This is a genomic window from Pseudoalteromonas sp. BSi20480, from assembly GCF_000241365.1.
GTDB classification, from domain to species: domain Bacteria; phylum Pseudomonadota; class Gammaproteobacteria; order Enterobacterales; family Alteromonadaceae; genus Pseudoalteromonas; species Pseudoalteromonas marina.
This window is the reverse complement of sequence record NZ_BADX01000012.1, coordinates 36,699-58,200: the sequence shown is the minus strand read 5'-3', so window position 1 is coordinate 58,200 and position 21,502 is coordinate 36,699. Positions and strand designations below refer to the sequence as shown.

Annotated in this window: 18 protein-coding genes; 6 read left to right on the top strand and 12 right to left on the bottom strand. The window is 40.8% G+C overall.

Going from position 1 to position 21,502, the window contains the following annotated elements; translation table 11 throughout:
* Positions 1–62: 62 nt before the first annotated feature.
* A complete protein-coding gene (locus P20480_RS16230; RefSeq protein ID WP_006793611.1) occupies positions 63–959 on the top strand; it encodes a GGDEF domain-containing protein in 897 nt (298 codons plus the stop codon).
* A 66-nt stretch (positions 960–1,025) separates the two neighbouring features.
* On the opposite strand, the gene P20480_RS16235 is transcribed toward P20480_RS16230, so the two are convergent.
* The 6 genes from P20480_RS16235 to lpxB all read right to left on the bottom strand — a co-directional run bounded on the left by P20480_RS16235 (position 1,026) and on the right by lpxB (position 8,986).
* Entirely contained in the window at positions 1,026–1,373 is a 348-nt protein-coding gene (locus P20480_RS16235; RefSeq protein ID WP_008126693.1) for a hypothetical protein, read from the bottom strand.
* Positions 1,374–2,678: a tRNA lysidine(34) synthetase TilS gene (gene tilS / locus P20480_RS16240; protein WP_008126690.1), complete on the bottom strand. Its 1,305-nt coding sequence runs from the start codon at positions 2,676–2,678 to the stop codon at positions 1,374–1,376.
* A 91-nt stretch (positions 2,679–2,769) separates the two neighbouring features.
* The gene (gene accA / locus P20480_RS16245) at positions 2,770–3,726 is read right to left on the bottom strand and encodes an acetyl-CoA carboxylase carboxyl transferase subunit alpha (RefSeq protein ID WP_006793614.1); all 957 of its coding nucleotides are present in this window, start codon (positions 3,724–3,726) and stop codon (positions 2,770–2,772) included.
* 16 nt (positions 3,727–3,742) lie between these two features.
* Positions 3,743–7,234: a DNA polymerase III subunit alpha gene (dnaE, locus tag P20480_RS16250; RefSeq protein ID WP_008126688.1), complete on the bottom strand. Its 3,492-nt coding sequence runs from the start codon at positions 7,232–7,234 to the stop codon at positions 3,743–3,745.
* Positions 7,234–7,839, bottom strand: coding sequence for a ribonuclease HII (gene rnhB, locus P20480_RS16255; protein WP_006793616.1), 606 nt, complete (start codon positions 7,837–7,839; stop codon positions 7,234–7,236). Before rnhB ends, dnaE begins: the two co-directional genes overlap by 1 nt.
* A complete protein-coding gene (gene lpxB / locus P20480_RS16260; protein ID WP_006793617.1) occupies positions 7,829–8,986 on the bottom strand; it encodes a lipid-A-disaccharide synthase in 1,158 nt (385 codons plus the stop codon). Before lpxB ends, rnhB begins: the two co-directional genes overlap by 11 nt.
* A 299-nt stretch (positions 8,987–9,285) precedes the next feature.
* Here lpxB and P20480_RS16265 point away from each other — a divergent pair, with 299 nt between their 5' ends.
* The 5 genes from P20480_RS16265 to cydC are packed head-to-tail and all read left to right on the top strand — an operon-like array spanning position 9,286 to position 15,691.
* Positions 9,286–10,860, top strand: coding sequence for a cytochrome ubiquinol oxidase subunit I (locus tag P20480_RS16265; protein WP_008126684.1), 1,575 nt, complete (start codon positions 9,286–9,288; stop codon positions 10,858–10,860).
* 2 nt (positions 10,861–10,862) lie between these two features.
* The gene (cydB, locus tag P20480_RS16270) at positions 10,863–12,002 is read left to right on the top strand and encodes a cytochrome d ubiquinol oxidase subunit II (protein ID WP_008126682.1); all 1,140 of its coding nucleotides are present in this window, start codon (positions 10,863–10,865) and stop codon (positions 12,000–12,002) included.
* Between the two features lie 12 nt (positions 12,003–12,014).
* A complete protein-coding gene (gene cydX / locus P20480_RS16275; RefSeq protein ID WP_006793620.1) occupies positions 12,015–12,179 on the top strand; it encodes a cytochrome bd-I oxidase subunit CydX in 165 nt (54 codons plus the stop codon).
* A complete protein-coding gene (gene cydD / locus P20480_RS16280; protein WP_008126680.1) occupies positions 12,169–13,956 on the top strand; it encodes a thiol reductant ABC exporter subunit CydD in 1,788 nt (595 codons plus the stop codon). Before cydX ends, cydD begins: the two co-directional genes overlap by 11 nt.
* On the top strand, positions 13,949–15,691 hold the full coding sequence (gene cydC, locus P20480_RS16285) for a thiol reductant ABC exporter subunit CydC (RefSeq protein ID WP_008126677.1): 1,743 nt from the start codon (positions 13,949–13,951) through the stop codon (positions 15,689–15,691). The genes cydD and cydC overlap by 8 nt, the downstream gene beginning before the upstream one ends.
* Here the strand turns inward: cydC and P20480_RS16290 are convergent.
* The 6 genes from P20480_RS16290 to bamA all read right to left on the bottom strand — a co-directional run bounded on the left by P20480_RS16290 (position 15,674) and on the right by bamA (position 21,489).
* Positions 15,674–16,066 (bottom strand): septal ring lytic transglycosylase RlpA family protein, encoded by a 393-nt coding sequence (locus P20480_RS16290; protein WP_006793623.1) that lies wholly within the window; start codon positions 16,064–16,066, stop codon positions 15,674–15,676. The two genes, cydC and P20480_RS16290, sit on opposite strands and share 18 nt — an antisense overlap.
* Positions 16,067–16,204: 138 nt before the next feature.
* On the bottom strand, positions 16,205–16,975 hold the full coding sequence (gene lpxA, locus P20480_RS16295) for an acyl-ACP--UDP-N-acetylglucosamine O-acyltransferase (RefSeq protein WP_008126674.1): 771 nt from the start codon (positions 16,973–16,975) through the stop codon (positions 16,205–16,207).
* Between the two features lie 2 nt (positions 16,976–16,977).
* Positions 16,978–17,430, bottom strand: coding sequence for a 3-hydroxyacyl-ACP dehydratase FabZ (gene fabZ, locus P20480_RS16300; RefSeq protein WP_006793625.1), 453 nt, complete (start codon positions 17,428–17,430; stop codon positions 16,978–16,980).
* Between the two features lie 27 nt (positions 17,431–17,457).
* A complete protein-coding gene (gene lpxD, locus P20480_RS16305) occupies positions 17,458–18,480 on the bottom strand; it encodes a UDP-3-O-(3-hydroxymyristoyl)glucosamine N-acyltransferase (RefSeq protein ID WP_006793626.1) in 1,023 nt (340 codons plus the stop codon).
* A 7-nt stretch (positions 18,481–18,487) separates the two neighbouring features.
* Complete coding sequence (locus P20480_RS16310) at positions 18,488–19,006, bottom strand: OmpH/Skp family outer membrane protein (RefSeq protein WP_006793627.1); 519 nt, start codon at positions 19,004–19,006, stop codon at positions 18,488–18,490.
* A gap of 11 nt (positions 19,007–19,017) precedes the next feature.
* Complete coding sequence (gene bamA / locus P20480_RS16315; RefSeq protein WP_008126671.1) at positions 19,018–21,489, bottom strand: outer membrane protein assembly factor BamA; 2,472 nt, start codon at positions 21,487–21,489, stop codon at positions 19,018–19,020.
* Between the last annotated feature and the right edge of the window lie 13 nt (positions 21,490–21,502).

The following is a 21,502-nucleotide window of genomic DNA, read 5'->3' as shown; positions in this document are numbered from 1 at the left end:
TTTAAAATATGGCACAAAAATCGCTTAATACTTGCAAAGCAACACTCTCGGGGGAGAATTTAATGGAAAATGTCCATATTTTGACGCAACGTGTCTCTGGTCGCGGCGACTTTTTGCCGTTTTCGGCTGAACACACACCAAATAATGAAACAACGGCAACACACGAGTTAGTCGCTGAGCTACAGACTAGTTTAGTTATTGAAGATGTATTGGCCATATACGCAAAATTTACAAAAAAGCTTTTAAACTTTACGGGATTGCAGTTTCAATCAACGCTTGGCACTGCACAAACGTCTGAAAGCGATACTAATAGCACGCCCTATATTTTTGACTTAACGATTGGAAGAGAGCACTTAGGGCAACTTATATATTTTAGTAAGTACCCTTTAGGCAAAGCAATTGAAAGCAAGTTACGCTCGCTTCACTCTGCGCTAGTGTACCCACTACGTAATGCGATGATGTATAGCCGCGTGCTTAAATTGGCTACAAAAGACTCATTAACAGGTTTAAACAACCGTAGTCAATTTAATGACATTTTATCTCAAAAGCTTGAAAATTGTCGCCGTTATCAGCGCCCTTTTAGCCTAATGTTACTTGACCTAGATAATTTTAAGCAGGTAAATGACAAATTTGGCCACAAAATTGGCGACGATACACTTAAAGAATTTGCAACTGTATTAAATTCAAGTATACGCGCTACAGATACCGTATTTAGGTTTGGTGGCGATGAATTCGCAATACTAATAGAAGACCCTGAATTCAAAACTAATCAGGTTGTATCTGAACGTATAATGCAATTTGTAAAGCAATCTAGCTTAATGTCAAAGCATGAAGTTACGGTTAGTATTGGCTATACCTTAGCAATGAGTAATGACTGCGATATAGAAATCTTTTCTCGCGCAGATAAAGGCTTGTACAAAGCAAAAGCGTCTGGCAGAAACTGCGCTAAAGCATATTGATTATAAGGCTTTTTTAAAAGGCTTAGCTTCCCCCGCTAAGCCTTTTTTATGTAAACCCTTGCCCTATTACTCAATAGACTTTGCAGGTAAAAATTTATAAATTGTCAGTGTTACACAAAAACCTAAAAAGTAACCACTCACTAAATTTATTAAGGCTGTGACGGTATCAAGAGGCGTAAATAACACTAAAACGAGTGGTAAACTCACCCCCAATATAAAAAATATGCCTCCTTTACCTAACCAATAAGCCATTAATATAACCGCTGATACAGCACCGCCCAAAATAGCACACGCTAAAGTGAGAATGTTCAAATCAAGCAACACATTAGCAACTATCGCTATTAGGGCTGTTAATAGTATGCCTAGTGGCGCTTTATTGACTAGCGATAATCCAACATGTGGCTGTTTACTCATTTATTTACACTCCCAATAAACACCATTTTCATCATAATGTTTTTCACTTATAAAATAGCCAACCACTTGTACTAGCTCGTCATTATAAAAAATAAGCGGCACTTGACTTCGAAGCCAAGGCGCTATTTTTGCGTCCTTAAACCAGTGCTTTACGCTGTTACTTCCGGGCTTTTTAAGAGGCTTTATACGGGCGCTGTTATAATTAAATCTTACTGAAACCTGCTCATTGGCATGCGGTGTTCTTATTCCTGCACCTCTTTGCTTTGTTAATACGCGGCCATCGTTGAGAGTGAGTTCATGAGTGATTAACTCATCATCATTCACAATGTTTTTTTGAGTTACAAAGTATAAATACCCTTGGTGGCGCCTAACCTGTCCATCAACTAAGTCAATTTGAATTTTAGCATCGGCCTGAGCGTTTATTGCCTGATTAATAATTTGTGACAACTGCTTTTGAGATGGCATTACTTGGGTAAATAAGCTAAGCCACGCACGAACCACATTTGTTATGCGCACGTCGCTATAATCAATTATTTGGCTAATACACAATGCTTGCTGGTCATTTAAACTTTGGCTTAGATCAATTTGAGTGTACTCATCAAGTAGCGCTTGTTGTTGCTGCAATAACTCAATGCTGCGCCCAGCACACTGTTCAAAACCTTTAAACCGCTTAGCCAGTTCAGGCACTACACGTGCACGCAAAAAGTTACGATCAAAACGCTCATCGGTATTTGAGTCATCAGTAATGTGCGCAATATTAAACGCTGTGGCAAAGTGCTCTATATCACTGCGCGTAATGTTTAAAAGCGGCCTGTAGCATATTCGCCCGCTTTGAAGTTCACGCATTGCTTGCATTGCACCTAACCCTTTTAAGCCCGAGCCACGCTTTAAACGCAGTAAAAACGTTTCTATTTGGTCGTTTAAATGCTGGCCTAATAAAATAACACTTTGCGGTGCGCTTAGTTCATCAAGTGCTTTATAACGTGCCTCACGTGCCTGCGCTTCAAGGCTTGTTCGTGTTTGCCGGCTTATTGTTACCTGCGCGGTATTAAACGGTATATCTAGCTCAACGCATAGGTTTTGGCAAAAAGCCTGCCAGTCATTAGCGTATTCGCTTAAGCCATGATTAACGTATATTGCACTTACCTTTAGCTTTGGCATTTCTTGCTTTAGCACGTGCATTACATGTAACAATACAACTGAGTCGACCCCACCCGAAAGCGCAACAGTAAAATTAAACTGTTGTTGCTTAAAAAAGTGCTCTAGAGCGTGTTTAACGTGTTGATAAATGGCTGATGATTGCATGCAATACGCTATAAAATTTGTGTTAGAAGTATTTTAAAACAAAAAGCCGCATAAGCGGCTTTTTTTAACATTTAATGTAATAGCTACTTTATTAGCAGTAACCAAACGACATTAAACGTTTGTAACGTTGATCAAGCATATCTTCAAGCGAAAGCGCTTGTAAGTCTGCTAAATCACGTTTTAAACGGGTTTTTAAGTTACGCGCCATCGCATCGTAATTACGATGTGCACCACCTAAAGGCTCATCAACTAAATTGTTGATTAAATCTAGCTCTTTAACGCGCTCAGCGGTTACGCCCATAGCCTCTGCAGCAAGTGGCGCTTTGTCTGCGCTTTTCCATAAAATTGAAGCACAGCCTTCTGGCGAAATCACCGAGTACGTGCTGTATTGCAACATATTAACTCTGTCGCCAACACCAATCGCTAATGCACCACCTGAGCCGCCCTCACCAATAACCGTACAAATAGTTGGCACTTTAAGCGCCGCCATTACTTTAAGGTTACGTGCAATTGCTTCAGACTGACCACGCTCTTCAGCTCCAACACCAGGGTATGCACCTGGCGTGTCGATAAAGGTCATAATTGGCATTTTAAAACGCTCGGCCATTTCCATTAAGCGAAGTGCTTTACGGTAGCCTTCTGGTTTTGGCATACCAAAGTTGCGTTTAATTTTTTCAGCTGTGTCGCGGCCTTTTTGTTGGCCAATAACCATAACGGGTTCGCCATCTAAACGTGCAACACCGCCTAAAATAGCCGGATCGTTAGCAAAAGTACGATCGCCTGCAAACTCGTCAAATTCCGTGAAAATGCGCTCGATATAATCTCGAGTATAAGGACGCAACGGATGACGCGCTAACTGCGATACTTGCCAAGCGCCTAAATTTGAGAAAATTTCCTCTTTTTGCTTAGCACTTTTTTCTTTTAATTTGCTGACTTCCTCTTCTAGCTCAAGGTCTAATTCGCCAGCGCGGCTTATGCTTTGTAATTCTTCAATTTTTGCTTCTAATTCTGCAATCGGAAGCTCAAAATCAAGATAATTGAGGCTCATGCTCTAAACTACCTAATCAGTTAAATTCTAGTTCTACATCTTGTGCCGCCATGAGTGATAACTTGTGAATCAAGTCGTCGCTCGGCGTGACACACCATTCGATCCCTAGGGTTAATTGCGCCAACGCATCTGGGCGTTGGTAATAAACCTTGATCGGACACGTTCCCATTTTATAAGGTTCGAGTACTTTTTGTAATTTATCGAAGAAACCTGCCTCGATTTGCACCATGTTCAGCGTCATTTTAATCGCTTTAATACGTTTTTCACGCGCTTGAGCAATGGTGTTTATTTCTCTGGCGGTCATTGTAATGCCACCGGAGAAGTTATCAAAGCTGACCTGTCCAGATATTACCAAGATATTGTTAACTTGAAGCATTTCTTGGTACATTTCAAACTGTTCTGGAAACAAGCGTACATCAATACGGGCGCTCTTGTCATCTAAAGTTATTAAGCCCCAACGGTTGCCTTTTTTATTAATTAAGGTCCGCGCTGAAATAACTAGACCAGCGGCAGTAGAGAGTACATCACGATTAGTTGGTTGTAAATCCACCAGCTTTCCGCTGGTGTAATACCTAAGCTCCTTGCGATACTGATTTATCGGATGCCCAGTTAAATAAAGGCCTAGGGTATCTTTTTCACCTTCAAGCCATTCATTGTCGGTCAGGCCCGTGGCCTTAATAAAGGCTTGCTCTACTTCGTCTGGCTCGGTAGCCAATAAACCAAATAAATCGCTTTGTCCAAGTTGCTCTGCCTTGTTGTGCTGATCGGCCGCGCGCATAGCGTCTTTTAAACTTGCCAGTAATGTTGCACGCCCTGCTTGGGTTTTCTCTGGCCCAAGCTTATCAAGTGCACCGGCATAAATTAATTTTTCGGTGACACGTTTATTGAGACGTTTTAAGTCAACGCGAGCACAAAAATCAAATAAATCCTTAAACGGGCCGCCCTTTGCGCGCGCTTCTAAAATAGCGTCTACTGGCGCTTCACCTACACCCTTAATTGCGCCAATGCCATAAACAATTTCGCCTTGCAGGTTTACCGTAAACTTAAACTCACCGGCGTTTACATCGGGCGGTAATAAGGTAAGTTTCATGTTTTCACATTCATCCACCAAAATCACTATTTTGTCGGTGTTATCCATATCGGCCGACATTACCGCAGCCATAAACTCAGCTGGGTGGTGCGTTTTCATCCACAAGGTTTGGTACGAAACCAGTGCATAAGCTGCTGAGTGAGATTTATTAAAACCATAACCTGCGAACTTTTCTACCAAGTCGAAGATTTTTATCGCCAGTTCGCCATCAATACCATTATTACGCGCGCCATCTTCAAACGTTGAACGCTGCTTTGCCATTTCTTCAGGTTTTTTCTTACCCATAGCACGGCGTAACATATCTGCACCACCCAGCGTATAGCCTGCGAGTACCTGCGCTATTTGCATTACTTGTTCTTGATACAAAATAATGCCGTAAGTGGGATCGAGTATTGGTTTTAAGCTTTCGTGTTGGTACTGCGCATCTGGGTATGAAATTTCCTCTCTACCCAGTTTTCGGTCGATAAAGTTATCTACCATGCCTGATTGCAATGGACCTGGGCGGAACAAGGCTACTAATGCAATCATATCTTCAAAGCAATCGGGCTTAAGGCGGCGTACTAAATCTTTCATGCCGCGCGATTCTAGCTGAAACACCGCGGTTGTTTCGGCGCGCAGTAATAGCTCTATGCTTTTTTTATCATCCAGTGGAATAGTGTTTATATCAACAGGGTCTTTGCCTTCGCGCTGCATACGCACGTTGGTCATATCCACTGCCCACTGCAAAATGGTCAAGGTACGTAAACCCAAGAAATCGAACTTAACAAGGCCCGCGGTTTCTACGTCGTTTTTATCAAACTGTGTTACCGGAAATTTACCTTCATCGTCACAGTAAAGTGCAGCAAAGTCGGTAATGGTGGTCGGCGATATTACAACACCACCGGCGTGTTTACCGGCATTACGCGTACACCCTTCTAGGATGCGACACATATCGATTAAATCTTTTACCTCTGAGTCACCATCGTAGGCTTCTTGCAAACGCGGCTCTACTTCAAAGGCTTTGGCAAGGGTCATCCCCGGATCGCCTGGGATCAGTTTCGAAATACGATCAACAAAACCATAAGGATGACCAAGTACACGACCTACATCGCGTATTACCGCTTTTGCGGCCATAGTACCAAAAGTAATAATTTGTGATACCGCGTCACGCCCATACAATGCCGATACGTGATCAATTACTTCGTCGCGCCTGTCCATACAAAAATCGACGTCGAAATCGGGCATTGATACACGTTCTGGATTCAAAAATCGCTCAAAAAGCAAGTCGAACTCAAGGGGATCCAAATCGGTAATTTTAAGTGCGTATGCTACTAATGAACCTGCACCTGAACCACGACCTGGACCTACCGGTATATTGTTATCTTTACTCCACTGAATAAACTCCATTACGATTAAGAAGTAACCCGGAAAACCCATTTGGTTGATTACGCCAAGCTCTACCGCTAAACGTTCATCGTATTCAACACGTTTTACTTTTCTATCTTCTTCGTCAGGGAACAAAAACTGGAGTCGTTCTTCAAGGCCATCTTCTGACACTTTAACCAAAAACTCATCAATATTAAGAGAGCCTGTTGGATAATCTGGTAAAAAGTATTCGCCTAACTTTACAGTCACATTGCAGCGTTTAGCTATTTCTACCGTATTTTGCAGTGCTTCAGGTATATCACTAAATAGCTCAGCCATTTGCTCAGGCGTTTTTAGGTATTGCTCTTCTGAGAAACGTTTTGGACGGCGTTTGTCATCAAGTGTGTAGCCATCAAATATAGCTACACGAATTTCGTGCGCTTCAAAATTTTCAGGTTTTAGAAATACCACTTCGTTGGTTGCAACAACGGGCAGCTGCTCTTTAGCTGCAAGCTCTACCGCCATGTGCAGGTAGTCTTCTTCAAGCGGGCGGTTAGTTCGTACAAGCTCTAAATAGTAATGATCGCTAAAGTGCTGCTTGTAAAAGCTAATTACGCTTTCTATAACGCCGGGATTATTTTTTAATAATGCCTTACCTAAATCACCGTCTTTTGCGCCCGAAAGAATAATTAATCCTTCTTTATGATTAGCTAACCATTCTCTGTCAATTACTGGACGATGAAATACATGACCACGCTGATACGCCTCAGAAATTAATAGCGTTATATTTTTATAACCCACATTATCTTTAGCTAAAATTGTAATGCGACATGGCTCATCCGGAAATTCAGGGCTGCGCAGCCAAAAGTCAGCACCCACAATCGGCTTTATACCCGCATTATGGGTAGCGCCATAAAAGCGTACTAATCCACAAAAGTTCATTTGATCGGTAATAGCAATCGCGGGCATTTCTAGCTCTTGCGCCTTAGCGACTATTGGCTTGGTTTTAGCTAAGCCATCAACCATCGAAAAGTCTGAGTGGACCCTTAAATGTACAAAATCAGGTGCTGCCATTATTTTGCCTCGCCTTTTGCTTGCATAAGTACACGCTGCACGGGTTTAAAACTTTTACGATGTTCATCTATTGCGCCATACTGCTCAAGTGCTGCAAAGTGCGCCTTAGTTGGGTAACCTTTATGCCCTGCAAACCCGTATTGCGGGTGGCGTTTATCAAGTTCAAGCATTTCATCATCACGCGCTACTTTGGCTAAAATAGAGGCTGCTGATATTTCGGCAACTAGGCTATCGCCTTTAACAACCGCTTGAGCAGGCATAGCTAATTTAGGTAAGCGGTTCCCATCTATAAATACAAACTCAGGCTGTGTGCTTAACCCTTCCACTGCGCGGCTCATAGCAAGCATGGTAGCGTGTAAAATGTTTAAGTCATCAATTTCTGATGGACTACAACGGCCATAGGCATAGCATAATGCGTTTTCTTTTATCTCGGTGGCTAATGCTTGGCGCTTTTTATCTGTTAATTTTTTAGAGTCGGCTAGACCCGCTATTGGTTTAGTTGGGTCAAGTATTACCGCAGCGGTAACAACGTCGCCAACCAGCGGGCCTCGCCCTACTTCATCAACACCGGCAATTAAGGTTACGTTAGGTCGTTCAATTTGCATGTATTAACTCCGCCACAGCCTTGGCTGCTTGCTCGCTGGCATTTAATCTAATGTTTTCATGAATTGCTAAAAAACGTGCTTTTAATTGTCTATTGTCTGTTTCTAGCATTGGGGTAAGTGCTTGAGTTAAGTTTTTAACGTTACAGTCGCTTTGTAAAAACTCAGGCACAAGCTCTTCATCGGCCAATAAATTTGGCAACGAAAAATATTTAATGTTAAAGGTAAACAGGGTTTTAAAAATCCAGTAGCTTAATGGTTTTATTTTATACCCAACAACCATTGGCTTTTTATACAGCATGCCTTCGAGTGTGGCGGTGCCAGACGCAAGTAAAATGGCATCTGCCGCTTGCATTGCTAATTTAGATTGCCCATCTAGCAAGCTAATATTAAGGCTAGGCGCTGTAGCATTTAAAATATCAGTAAACTGCGCTTTGCGCTTTTCGTTGACCAGTGGAACCACAATTTTAAGGTCTGGGTTTTGAGCTTGAAGTTGCTGCGCTGTTTTTATATAGGTTTCACTCAGTAAGCCCACTTCAGAGCCTCGGCTACCTGGCAATAATGCCAGTACTTTGTCATCAAGACTTAAACCTAGTTTTGCACGTGCTTGGCTATCGTCGTGCTCAAGCGCTATGTCGTCTGCTAATGTGTGCCCTACAAACGTACACGGTACTTGGTGTTTGTCGTAAAATTCTTTTTCAAACGGCAATAGTGCAAGTACTAAGTTAGTAGCTGCGCTAATAGTATGAATACGTTTTTCTCGCCATGCCCAAACTGAAGGGCTTACGTATTGAACTGTTTTAATGCCTGCATCTTTTAAAGGTTTTTCAACGCGAAGATTAAAATCAGGGGCGTCTATTCCAATAAATACATCGGGTGGGTTATCTATAAAATGTTGAACCAATTGTTTACGGATTTTTAATAAACGCGGTAAACGCCCGAGTACTTCAACCAAGCCCATTACAGACAGCTCATCCATATCGTACAGAGTTTTACAACCTTGAGCTTGCATTTTTGGTCCTGCAATCCCCTCAAAGGTGGCATCTGGAAAATGTACTTTTAATGCTTTTATTAGGCCTTCGCCTAAAATATCGCCCGACAGTTCGCCTGCCACTATACCTATTCGTAGTTGTTTTTTTTCTTTCGTCATTTGCTTTTTAGTTCATATTTTAATCGGGCGCCATGAGTTTAGTTTACCGCGTTTTGGTATGTGTTTAAACGCTTTAAATAACTCGTTTTTTAACTGTAAATATAATCTCTATTGTTGTTTATTTTTAATACTGATGTAGCATATAAATTATATATTAAGTTTTACTAATATATATTGACAAGTATTGTGCAATTGTGAATAATATTGCAAACTTTCAGTAATTACTGAAAGTTCATTCAATCATTAACTCTGCCAATAACTCATTGCCCAGTTAATCCGTCACATTCAAGGAGCATAAAATGATAGATGAAACCTTTGTGGATCTATCGCGACTACAGTTTGCTGTTACCGCACTCTTTCACTTCATATTTGTACCGTTAACAATAGGTATGACTTGGATCTTAGTTATTATGGAATCAGTTTATGTTATGACTGGTCGCGAAATTTATCGTGATATGACTAAGTTTTGGGGTAAGTTATTTGGTATTAACTTTGCCATTGGTGTTGCCACAGGCCTCACTATGGAGTTTGAATTTGGCACTAACTGGTCTTATTACTCACACTATGTGGGTGATGTATTTGGTGCCCCTCTGGCTATTGAAGGGTTAATGGCATTCTTTTTAGAATCAACCTTTGTGGGTATGTTCTTCTTAGGATGGGATAGACTTTCTAAACGTCAACATTTAGGCGCTACCTTTTTAATGGCACTGGGTACAAACTTATCAGCATTATGGATATTAATTGCTAATGGTTGGATGCAAAACCCAGTAGGTGCTGAATTTAACTACCAAACTATGCGAATGGAAATGACCAGCTTTGCAGAGCTGGTATTTAATCCTGTTGCACAGGTTAAGTTTATTCACACGGTATCTGCAGGCTATGTCGCCGCGTCTATGTTTGTTTTAGGTATAAGTAGTTGGTACATACTAAAAGGTCGCGATTTAGCATTTGCTAAACGTTCATTTTCAGTGGCTTCAGGGTTTGGTTTAGCCTCAATTTTATGTGTTATTTTACTTGGTGATGAATCAGGCTATGAAGTAGGCGAAATTCAAAAAGTAAAATTAGCAACTATTGAAGCCGAGTGGCACACAGAAGAAGCGCCCGCTGCGTTTACTGCATTTGGTTTTCCTGACTCTGAAGAGCAAGTAACCCATGCCGCTGTAAAAATACCCTATGCACTGGGCATTATTGCTACACGCTCATTTGACGAAAAAGTTACGGGTATTTCTGATTTAGAGAAAAAGCATGAAATACGTATTCGTAACGGCATGATTGCCTATGGGTATCTCACTAAACTAAGAAACGGCGAAGATACGCCTGAAAACATTGCTAAATTTGACGCAGTAAAAGATGACTTAGGCTACGGTTTGTTGCTTAAACGATATACATCTGATGTTGTTGATGCCACAGAAGAGCAAATTCAAAAAGCAGTGAAAGATTCATTCCCAAAAGTAGGCCCCATGTTTTGGTCGTTTAGGATTATGGTTGCGTGTGGTGTCGCTATGCTTGCTGTGTTTGTATTAGCATTTTACTACAATGCACACCGTATTATTGAGCAAAAACGCTGGTTACTTTGGGCTACAGTGTTAAGTATTCCATTGCCATGGATTGCGATTGAATTTGGCTGGATTGTTGCAGAATACGGACGCCAACCTTGGGCTATTTCTGAAATACTACCGACTTTTTTAGCAACGTCGTCATTAACGGTCAATGACATTTTAATTAGCTTAACGGGCTTCATCATTTTTTACACTGGCCTTGCCATTGTTGAAGGCTGGTTAATGATTCACTTTATTAAAAAAGGCCCTAGCTCATTACATACTGGTAAATACCATTTTGAGCTGCCAAACAACACACAAGCAAAAGGAGAATAATCATGATTTTTGATTATGAAACATTAAAAATGTTGTGGTGGTTGATCATTGGTATCCTTTTAATCGGCTTTGCAATTACCGATGGTATGGACATGGGGGTTGCTATGCTCCTTCGCCTAGTTGGTAAAACAGATTTAGAACGACGCACTGTAATTAATACAATTGGCGCACACTGGGATGGTAACCAAGTTTGGTTTATCACCGCAGGCGGAGCATTATTTGCGGCTTGGCCAATGGTGTATGCGGCCGCTTTTTCGGGGTTTTACTTTGCCATGATGCTGGTGCTATTTGCACTCTTTTTTAGACCTCTTGGTTTTGATTACCGCTCTAAAATTGATTCTAAGCGCTGGCGTAATAACTGGGATTGGGGATTATTTGCAGGTAGCGCAATTCCGGCTTTAGTATTTGGTGTAGCATTTGGTAACTTGTTTTTAGGTGTACCATTCAATATTGATAATTTATTACGTGTAAGTTACCAAGGTTCGTTTTTTGGCTTGTTAAACCCATTTGCACTCCTCGCTGGTTTAATTAGTATAGCTATGCTTATTGCACATGCAGGTATGTGGTTACAACTTCGCACAGCAGATGCGGTTGCAGAACGCTCTGGCCAATACGGACGTTATGCATTGATTGCATTTATTGTTTTATTTGCCGCGGCCGGATTTTGGGTGGCTAATTTAAGCGGCTACCAAATTGTGTCTATGGGCGATACTCAAGGCCATTCTGATCCGCTCGCTAAAGTAGTTACCACAGCAAAAGGCGCTTGGCTAAATAATTACACTGAGCGCGCATGGACAGTAACCTTCCCTGTTCTAGCGTTTGCTATGGCATTGAGTGCATTAGTATTTTCAAAGCTCAATAAACCAGCGTTAGGGCTTATTTCGACTGCACTTATGTTAGTAGGTGTCATTATGACGGCGGGCGTTTCATTATTCCCATTTATTATGCCATCAATTAACAACCCAAATATTAGCTTAACAATTTGGGATGCCGTTTCGAGCCATAAAACGCTTAACATTATGCTTGTAGCCGTGGCCATTTTTGTACCATTAATTTTAGCCTACACCACGTGGTGTTATGTAAAAATGTGGCGCAGAGTAACCGTAGAAGAAATTGAAACTAACACTCACGGCAGCTACTAAGGAGACTGAACTATGTGGTATTTTGCTTGGATTTTAGGTGTACTTTTAGCCTGTACCTTAGGGGTAATAAATGTAATGTGGTACGAATTTCATCAAAATAAAAACAGCATTGCTGATGATGAACAACCGATGCATGATTTATTGAACGAGGCTAACTCGACCAACAATGACGACTAACCCCCGACCAAATCGCGCGCAGCAACAAACACTGCGCGCTTTTTTAAAAACACAAAGTAAACCCGCCTCATTATGGTTAAAGCTCAGTATTGCACTGGGTACTTTTAACGCTATTTTAATGATTGCCGGAGCATATTTACTCGCTCAGGCTATTCATAACGTAATGTTTGAAGGTAGTAGCTTAAGTGAAGTCACTCACTTGCTGTGGCCATTAGCAGGTATTGTTTTGCTTCGCGCTATTTTTTTAGCGCTAAGTGAAAGGCTAAGTGCTTTTGCTGCCCTTAAAATAAAGTCGGCTATGCGCCAAACACTGTTAACTAAATTAAGCTTGCTGGGCCCTAGTTATATTGAGCAACACGGTCAAGGTGCAACTTTAAATACATTGCACAATGGTGTAGAAGAACTTCACGACTATTACGCTAAATACCTGCCTGGTGTTGCTTACAGTGCCCTTATTCCACTAGCAATCTTGGTTGTTATTTTTCCGACCGATTATAAAGCGGGATTAATATTTTTATTAACAGCTCCGCTTATCCCTTTTTTTATGATTTTAGTTGGATCAAAAGCAGAAGCGTTAAATCAAAAGCGTTGGCAACAACTTGCTGTTCTTGGTAATTACTTTTTTGACAGAGTACAGGGATTAACCCAGCTAAAACTATTTAATGCAACGCAAACCGAATTAAAACAAATAGCTAAAATTTCTGATGACTTTAGGCATACCACGCTAGGCGTGTTAAAAATTGCGTTTTTATCATCTTTTGCCTTAGAGTTTTTAGCTACAATCAGTGTGGCTTTAGTGGCTGTAATTATTGGTTTTAGGCTTTTTTTTGGCACACTTGATTTTTCTACTGGCTTTGTTGTGCTGCTTTTAGCTCCCGAGTTTTATTTACCGCTTCGTCAATTAGGAAGCCATTATCATGCTCGCTTGCAAGGTATTAGCGCCGCTGCTGACATGGTGACTATTTTAAATGCCCCCTTACCCTATCAAGATACTGAACTAGTTAACAATACAACCGAATACAGCACGTCTGATACTATTGATTCAATAAACATTAAAAATTTAACCTACATTTACCCTGACAGTAACGAAGGCATTCACGATGTCACCTTAAGCCTACCAAAAAAAGGCTTGGTGGCAGTTGTGGGTAACAGTGGCTCAGGGAAAAGTACTTTATTTGATTGCCTGCTAGGTTTTCACCCCCAAGTAATACCTTGTATTTATATTAACGGATTGCCATTAGCAGCAAACGATATTACCCAACTACAGAATCAAGTTGCGTGGATACCACAAAATCCAACACTATTTTTCGATAGCATTGGCGCTAATATAAAATTAGCCAAACCAGACGCATCACAGCAAGAGCTAGAGCAAGCAGCGCAACAAGCTGGCGCCCTTGAGTTTATAAATACCCTATCCTCAGGTTTTGATACGTTAATAGGAGAGCAAGGTGAAGGGCTCTCTGGAGGGCAAAAACAACGCGTTGCACTTGCTCGGGCATTTTTAAAAAACGCTCCTATATTAATGCTTGATGAGCCAACAGCGCACCTTGATAGCCAAACAGAGCAACACATTCAACACGCCATTAATATGTACGCTAAAAACAATTTAGTACTGGTAATCGCACACAGATTAAACACTGTAAAACACGCCGACAATATTATTGTAATGGACCAGGGTAAGGTCACTGAGCAAGGTAGCTTTGAAAAACTAAGCACTCAACATGGCGTGTTTTATAATTTGATAAATGCCGCTAAGCAAGGAGGTTTCGATGAGTAACTTTATTAGATTGATAAAGCTCTGCCGCCCTCATTATAAAGCCATGCTACTGGGTACGCTGTTAGCAACAATTACGGTGCTTGCGAACGTTGGCCTACTGGCTATTTCAGGCTGGTTTTTAGCATCTATGGCAGCTGCAGGTATTGCTGGCGTGCAAATGAACTATTTTACACCCGCTGGCACAATACGTTTTTTAGCTATCGTAAGAACGGCTTCTCGTTATGCTGAGCGCTTAGTTACTCATAATGCGACTTTTTTATTGTTGAGTGAAATTCGCGTAAATATGTTTGCAACACTCAGTAAGCTCAACAATGTTGATTTAGCCATGAGCCGCAGCGCTGATTTACTGAATCGACTACAGAACGATGTTGACGCACTCGATAAATTTTATTTAAACGTGTTAATGCCCATGATGGTTGCTTTGTTAAGCGTGCCAATCATTTTGCTTTTCATGTCTGCTTATAATGCAAATGTAGCACTCATTTGCTTTATGGGAATTTTATTAATTGGCGTTGTCATACCTGCGCTTTTAAGTGCTTCACTTACAAAAAATAGTCACAAAGAAACACACCTTAGTGCACAGTTACGGGCCGAATTATCAGATACCTTAACAGGCCTCAGAGAGCTTAGTATTTATCAAGCCCGTACTGAGCAGTTAAATAAATGCGATAGATTAAACGAGCAGTACAACCAACAATTATTTGTTCGTCATAAGGCGTTAGCAAATGCAGATGGACTGACTCTACTAATAGTACAAATGGCCATGTTAGCTAGCATAGTGACGATAGCCCCATTGGTTTATACTAGTTCCATGGTTAACGTAGAACTTGCCATGTTAACGCTTTTTGTATTAGCAAGCTTTGAAAGCGTATTGCTACTGCCTAATGCATTTATAGAGCTGCCTAATGTACTAAAAGCCGCAGAGCGGTTATTTACCCTCCAAGATAAAGCATCTGATCAGAGCAATAATTGTAGCGCTTTAATTGATACTCAGTTTGATAAAAATAATATTGCGCTAACACTTAATAACATTAGCTATAAATACGATGAGCATAACGCATTAACTAATGTCAGTTTTATGCTTAAATCGCGGCAAAAAGTAGCCATTGTAGGTCGAAGCGGGAGCGGTAAAACCACCTTAGTTAATTTGCTAACCGGTTTATGGCCACTTCAGCAAGGTAGTATTACATTGGGTGACCATAATAACGCGCAAGACCTTCACTCACTTAGCAGTGACAGCCGAGCAAACGTTATAAATATATTAGCGCAGCAACATCATATTTTTGATGGTACATTAAGTGAAAACTTGCGTTATGCAAAGCCAAGCGCTACAAAAGAAGAAATGCTTGAAGCCATTAACCTTGCACAGCTAGAGCCTTGGTTTAATGAGCTACAAGAGGGTTTAAAAACACGTTTAGGGACAGGCGGCAGAAGCGTATCCCAAGGGCAATCAAGGCGTATAGCGATTGCGCAGGCTTTATTACAAAACCCCGCTATTTTAGTACTTGATGAACCCACTGAAGGGCTAGATAACCAATCTAAGCAAACTGTAATGAACGCCATTATGCACGTAATGAGTGACGCAAGCGTACTTACAATTACCCACGACCCTGCTCTTCTAGCGAAAATGGATAACATTATTTGGCTAGAAAATGGCAAACTTGTAGCGCAAGGTAGCCACAAAGAGCTTAGCGAAAAACATCAGGAGTATGTGTCGCTAACCACCCGTTTTTAACACGCTGATTGAGACATCAATAACGCCGACTTTAGGGTCGGCTATTTTTTTAAACATACCTAACGATAAATCAATAACCCGCCCTCTAACGTACGGGCCCCTATCGTTTATTCTTACGATTACCGATTTATTGTTAGCTAAATTAGTGACCTTTACCTTAGTACCAAAATCAAACTCTAAATGTGCAGCAGTGGCAGCGTTTTGATTAAAGGTTTCACCATTTGCCGTTGTGCGGCCATGGTATTTATTAGCGTAATAAGAGGCTTTCCCTAACTGAGTACGCTCTCCATTAGCTGTGGTAACGACAGGTTGACTACTACACGCAGCCAAGATAGACAAAAAACTGAGGGGTAAAATTAACTTCGTAAGAGACATAGCTGTGCTTTAAATATAGTAAATTTTCGCAAAGGTTAACCTTGCCTCGCTGAGTGCATACTGAATTAAAATATTTTAAAGGCAATAAAAAACCACCGTCGATTTCTCTAAGGTGGTTTATTTAAAAACAAAAAGTGCTTATCTTACGATCCCGCGCTCAGAGCTTTTAACAAAATCTATCATAGTTTGTACTGCAGGGTATTTAGCCGCATCTTCACTTAGTGATTCAATTGCTTCATCTACACCTAAACTCTTACGATAAAACGCTTTATACGCTCGGCGAACAGCCATTATTTCATCGCTTTCAAAGCCTCGGCGTTTCATACCTTCTTTATTGATTGCAGCAGGACCTGCTGGCATACCAATTGTGGTCACAAATGGTGGAACATCTTTGTTAACGCCAGAGTACATGCCAATAAACGCATGTGCCCCTATTTTACAAAACTGATGAACCCCAGAATTACCACCTAAGATAACCCAATCAGCAACATGAACATGGCCTGCAACACTGGCATTATTGGCAAAAATTACGTTATCGCCTATCACTGCGTCATGTGCCACGTGGGTATAAGCCATAAATAAGTTATTGCTACCAATTTTTGTTACGCCTTGGTCTTGAATAGTACCACGGTGAATGGTTGCACACTCACGGATAACATTATTGTCACCAATGATTAATGTAGTGGGTTCGTTGTTGTATTTTTTGTCTTGGCAAGCTTCACCGACAGACGCAAATTGAAAAATATGATTTCCAGAACCAATGGTAGACGGTCCTTTAACAACAACGTGAGATTCAATAATACAGTTATCACCGATAACAACATCATTGCCTATATAACTATATGGACCAACTGAGACATTGTTGCCTAGTTTAGCGCCAGGTTCGATTATTGCTGTAGAATGGATCACTATTAAAACTCTCTTCTCGCACACATAATTTCGGCACTACATACTACTTTGCCGTCAACTTTAGCTTCAGCAGCAAACTTCCATATATTGCGGCGCTCTTTTAAAAACTCTACATGCAAATGCAATGTATCACCAGGCACAACCGGTTGCTTAAAACGAGCGTTGTCTACTGCTGCAAATAAGTAAAGCTCGTCTTCGCTGCGATTTTCAACTGTTTTAAAACCAAGAAGACCTGTAGCTTGTGCCATAGCTTCTAATATTAGCACACCAGGAAAAATAGGCTGGTTTGGAAAATGGCCAGTAAAAATAGGCTCGTTTATAGATACATTTTTAATGGCATGCAATGTCTTACCCGGAGTAAAATCAATAACACGATCTATTAAAAGCATCGGGTAACGGTGTGGTAATAAAGCTAAGATTTCTTGAATATCAAGGCTATTTAATTCGTTTGCCAAAATAGCATCCTTTTATGTGTTCAACGTTTATGACTTAGCCAGTGCTTCAAGCGCTTTCAAACGAGACTTCATGTCTGATAGATTACGCAAGTGAGCAATTGATTTACGCCATTCTTTGTTAGTTGTATGGGGCATACCTGATGAATAAATACCGGGTTCGGTGATTGATTTTGTCACCATGCTCATACCCGTAATTATAACACCATCACATACTGACATGTGACCATTAATTGCAGTCATACCACCAATTTGGCAGTTTTTACCTATGGTAACACTACCTGCAAGAACAGAGCAGCCAGCAATTGCTGTGCCCGAGTTAACTTCAACGTTGTGTGCTATTTGACATTGATTATCAATAATCACATTGCTATGAATAATCGTATTATCAAGTGCACCACGGTCAATTGTAGTGCTGGCGCCTATTTCTACTTTATCGCCTATGATCACAGAGCCTAGCTGAGGAATTTTAAGCCACTGCCCACGCTCATTTGCATAACCGAACCCATCGCTACCAACAACACTATTTGCCTGGAACAAACAATCCGATCCAATTTCAACGTCATGGTAAATAGTCACACTAGGCCAAAGCTTTGTCCCAGCACCTATTTTAACACGTTCTCCGATAAAACTGTTCGGACCAATTTGCGCGTTATCACCAACAACTGCACCAGCCTCTATAACAGCATTAGCGCCTATAGCAGCACTTTTACTTATATTTGCACTAGGGTGAATTGTTGCACTTGGATGAATACCCAAAGAGGCAGAACGTGGTGTTGTATCCATAAATTGCGCAAGCTTTGCGTAACTGACATACGGATTTGAAACAATCACTTTATTACCATTAAAATGCGCTGCATCTGCTTGGTTAACGATAACAGCACTGGCTTGAGTGGCTTCAAGTTGAACACGATATTTTGAGTTCGCTAAAAATGCAATATGCCCAGTACGGGCATTTGCAAGTGTCGCTATTTTTGTTATTTCTAAAGCGCCATCACCCTGAAGTTCGGCGCCTAGAAGTTCCGCAATTTGCGAAAGCGTATAATTTTGCATAGAGTGATTATTTCTTGCTAACAGCTGTTACTACTTTAGATGAAAGGTCTGTTACTTCTTTAGGGTTGAAGTAAATTGTAGTGTCTTTTACTTTAACTTCATCAAAGTCACCGTCTTTAGCAATCTCTTCAATTGTTTTAATAATTAAGCCCTGAACTTTTGCAAGCTCTTGGTTTTGGCGAGCTTTGATTTCTTGCTCTAAAGGACGACCTACTTCAGCAAGGTTTTTTTGCATACCTTGAATTTTATCACGTAGTGCATCTTTTTGAGCTTGGCTCATCGTTGTGCTCTCACGCTTAAACTTCTCAGCTTCAAAGCGAATATCACCTTGTAACTTTTCAAGCTCTTGGCGACGCTCAGCAAATTCGCTTTGTAGTGACTGCTCAATTTTAGCCATTTGAGGAATTTGCTTGTAGATTTCTTGCATATCTACAACACCTACTTTGTGCGCAAGAGCGCTAGCAGAAGTACCCATCATTAACGTTGCTAAAACAGCCACTGCCGTTGATTTAAATAATTTAGTCATAAAAAACTCCTTTAGAAAGTGTTACTAATATTAAAACTGATGGTCTTCGTATCGTCATCTTCTTCTTTTTGCAATGGATACGCAAAACTAATCAGCATTGGACCCATTGGAGAGATCCACTGTAATGATAAACCGGTCGATACTCTAAAACGCATAGGATCTGAATAATCATCCAGCTTATTGCGTTGGTCTACGAGTAAGTTTTGATAACGGTCTACGCTAAACTCTGTGTCCCATACGTTCGCAGCATCAACAAAAAAGCTGGTACGCACTGAACTTGTGTTTTCTTCATCCAAAAACGGTGTAGGAACGATTAACTCCATACCTGCCACCGCTTTGGCGTTACCACCAATTCGACCTTGTGGTATTAACTGGTCAAACTCCGACGCACTATTGATAGGACCTGAGGTAGAACCATCTGGGTTTAGTGTCCCAGGAATCGTCGTTGCAATACGTGACACAGCTTGTGGCAATATTGTATTACGGTCAAAGCCACGTAGTTCCATTTCCGTAATACGGAAGAACTCTTGGAATGGAAGCGTTTGATCGTATCCATTTGTTGACCCATAACCATTACCATAACCAAGCGCCGCACGAGCCGAGAAAACCCAGCGATGGTCGTTAGATATTGGCCAATAAAAGCGTGAATCGTAATTAAGCTTGAAGAAAGTTAAATCTGAGTTCGGTGTAGTTCCCGTTAAATTTAACGTTTGGCGTGAACCCGCTGTCGGGAATAAACCACGGTTAACCGTTATACGTGACCAACCAACACTTAATTCATATTTGGTAAAGTCAAAGCCTGCATCAGGGTGTTCAGGGTCAAAAAATGTCTCACGTAATACACGCGTTTGCTCGTACTCGGCAATATCTGACAGCTCTTCTTTTATCCAACGAACACCAAAATTAACCCGGTTGATTGCATCAATTGGAAAACCAATATTTGTACCTAAACCATAACTTTTTGATTTGTAATCTACAAGACTAAACTTACTTGCGTCGTAGTTTCGGTAAAAAATACTGCTGCCTTGTGAAACACCATCTGGTGTAAAATAAGGGTCGGTATACGATAAACTGACACTTTCAGAGCCAGTAGAAGTATTTAAATTTAAACCAATTTGGTTACCTGTACCTAAGAAGTTAGATTCAGTCACACCAATATTAAACTGTAGACCTAGGTATGAACCATAAGCAAGGCCCGCATTAAAGCTACCGGCTGATTGTTCTTTTACTGTGAAATCTACGTCAACTTGATCGTCTACACCTGGCACGGGGACTACATTAAAATCAACAGTTTCCATGTACGGTAAACGTTGAATTTGTAGCTTTGAACGCTCGAGGTTTTGGTTTGATAACCATGCACCTTCTAGCTGCGTCATTTCACGGCGCAATACTTCGTCAGCGGTGTTTTGGTTACCACCAACAATTATACGACGAACATAAACACGCTTACCTGGGTTAACAGATAAAGTTAACTGAACTTCTTGCTTTTCGTCATCAATTTCTGGAATTGTGCGCACTTCAGCATTTGCATAACCAAAACGTGCTAAATAACTTTTAATAAACTCTTCTGAAGATGTTACAACAGAACCATTGTAAAGCTCACCAGCTCTGAGTGGGATAACACTTTTAATTAAATCTTCACGACCGAGTAAGTCACCAATAAAATCAAAGCCTTTAACCTTGTATTTAACGCCTTCGGTGAGGTTGGCCGTAACATATACAGACTCACGCTCTGGACTTACCGATACCTGCGTCGAATCAATATTAAAACGTAAGTAACCACGGTCTAAATAAAAGCTGCGGATTTTTTCTAAATCACCTTCAATGGTTTGTTTTTGGTAGCGGTCGCTACCCATAAATTGCCACCAAGGTAAATCTTGCTGAGACTCAGCAAGTTTTAATAATTCTTCGTTAGAAAAAAGCTCGTTACCCACTAAGTTAATTTGGCGGATAGACGCGGCATCACCTTCATCAAACTCCAGTTTAAGTTTTACGCGGTTACGTGGCAATTTAGTAACGCTGATATCAACCGTTGCATTGTATTTACCAATACTATGGAAAAACTCTACTAAGCCTTTTTCAATATTATCAATTACGGTTTTATCTAATGGTTCGCCTTGGCGAATATCTTGTTGATCAAGCGACTCGTTAAGTTGCTCATCTTTGATATCTTTATTGCCTTCAAACTCAATAAAGCTAATTGTTGGGCGCTCTGTTACTTTAAAAATAACGTTGTTGCCATCACGTAATGCTTTGATGTTGTCGAAGTGACCAGAACGATAAAGTGACTTTATTGTTTTTGAAATTGTGTAGTCATCTACATTATCGCCTACGTTAATAGGAATATGAGTCAATGCAGCACCAAGTGCTACGCGTTGTAAGCCTTCAACTTTCAAGTCTTCAACAATAAAGGAAGTTTGGCCTAGGGCGGCAAAGCTTGCACCCAATAAACTTGAAACTGCCAAATGTTTTTTTATAGCCATTTTATTATCTTTA

What these genes read in the sequence shown, in the direction of transcription:
- P20480_RS16230 (WP_006793611.1), top strand. Translation starts at nt 63, where the DNA reads ATGGAAAATGTCCATATTTTGACGCAACGTGTCTCTGGTCGCGGCGAC.
- P20480_RS16235 (WP_008126693.1), bottom strand. Translation starts at nt 1,373, where the DNA reads ATGAGTAAACAGCCACATGTTGGATTATCGCTAGTCAATAAAGCGCCA.
- tilS (WP_008126690.1), bottom strand. Translation starts at nt 2,678, where the DNA reads ATGCAATCATCAGCCATTTATCAACACGTTAAACACGCTCTAGAGCAC.
- accA (WP_006793614.1), bottom strand. Translation starts at nt 3,726, where the DNA reads ATGAGCCTCAATTATCTTGATTTTGAGCTTCCGATTGCAGAATTAGAA.
- dnaE (WP_008126688.1), bottom strand. Translation starts at nt 7,234, where the DNA reads ATGGCAGCACCTGATTTTGTACATTTAAGGGTCCACTCAGACTTTTCG.
- rnhB (WP_006793616.1), bottom strand. Translation starts at nt 7,839, where the DNA reads ATGCAAATTGAACGACCTAACGTAACCTTAATTGCCGGTGTTGATGAA.
- lpxB (WP_006793617.1), bottom strand. Translation starts at nt 8,986, where the DNA reads ATGACGAAAGAAAAAAAACAACTACGAATAGGTATAGTGGCAGGCGAA.
- P20480_RS16265 (WP_008126684.1), top strand. Translation starts at nt 9,286, where the DNA reads ATGATAGATGAAACCTTTGTGGATCTATCGCGACTACAGTTTGCTGTT.
- cydB (WP_008126682.1), top strand. Translation starts at nt 10,863, where the DNA reads ATGATTTTTGATTATGAAACATTAAAAATGTTGTGGTGGTTGATCATT.
- cydX (WP_006793620.1), top strand. Translation starts at nt 12,015, where the DNA reads ATGTGGTATTTTGCTTGGATTTTAGGTGTACTTTTAGCCTGTACCTTA.
- cydD (WP_008126680.1), top strand. Translation starts at nt 12,169, where the DNA reads ATGACGACTAACCCCCGACCAAATCGCGCGCAGCAACAAACACTGCGC.
- cydC (WP_008126677.1), top strand. Translation starts at nt 13,949, where the DNA reads ATGAGTAACTTTATTAGATTGATAAAGCTCTGCCGCCCTCATTATAAA.
- P20480_RS16290 (WP_006793623.1), bottom strand. Translation starts at nt 16,066, where the DNA reads ATGTCTCTTACGAAGTTAATTTTACCCCTCAGTTTTTTGTCTATCTTG.
- lpxD (WP_006793626.1), bottom strand. Translation starts at nt 18,480, where the DNA reads ATGCAAAATTATACGCTTTCGCAAATTGCGGAACTTCTAGGCGCCGAA.
- P20480_RS16310 (WP_006793627.1), bottom strand. Translation starts at nt 19,006, where the DNA reads ATGACTAAATTATTTAAATCAACGGCAGTGGCTGTTTTAGCAACGTTA.
- bamA (WP_008126671.1), bottom strand. Translation starts at nt 21,489, where the DNA reads ATGGCTATAAAAAAACATTTGGCAGTTTCAAGTTTATTGGGTGCAAGC.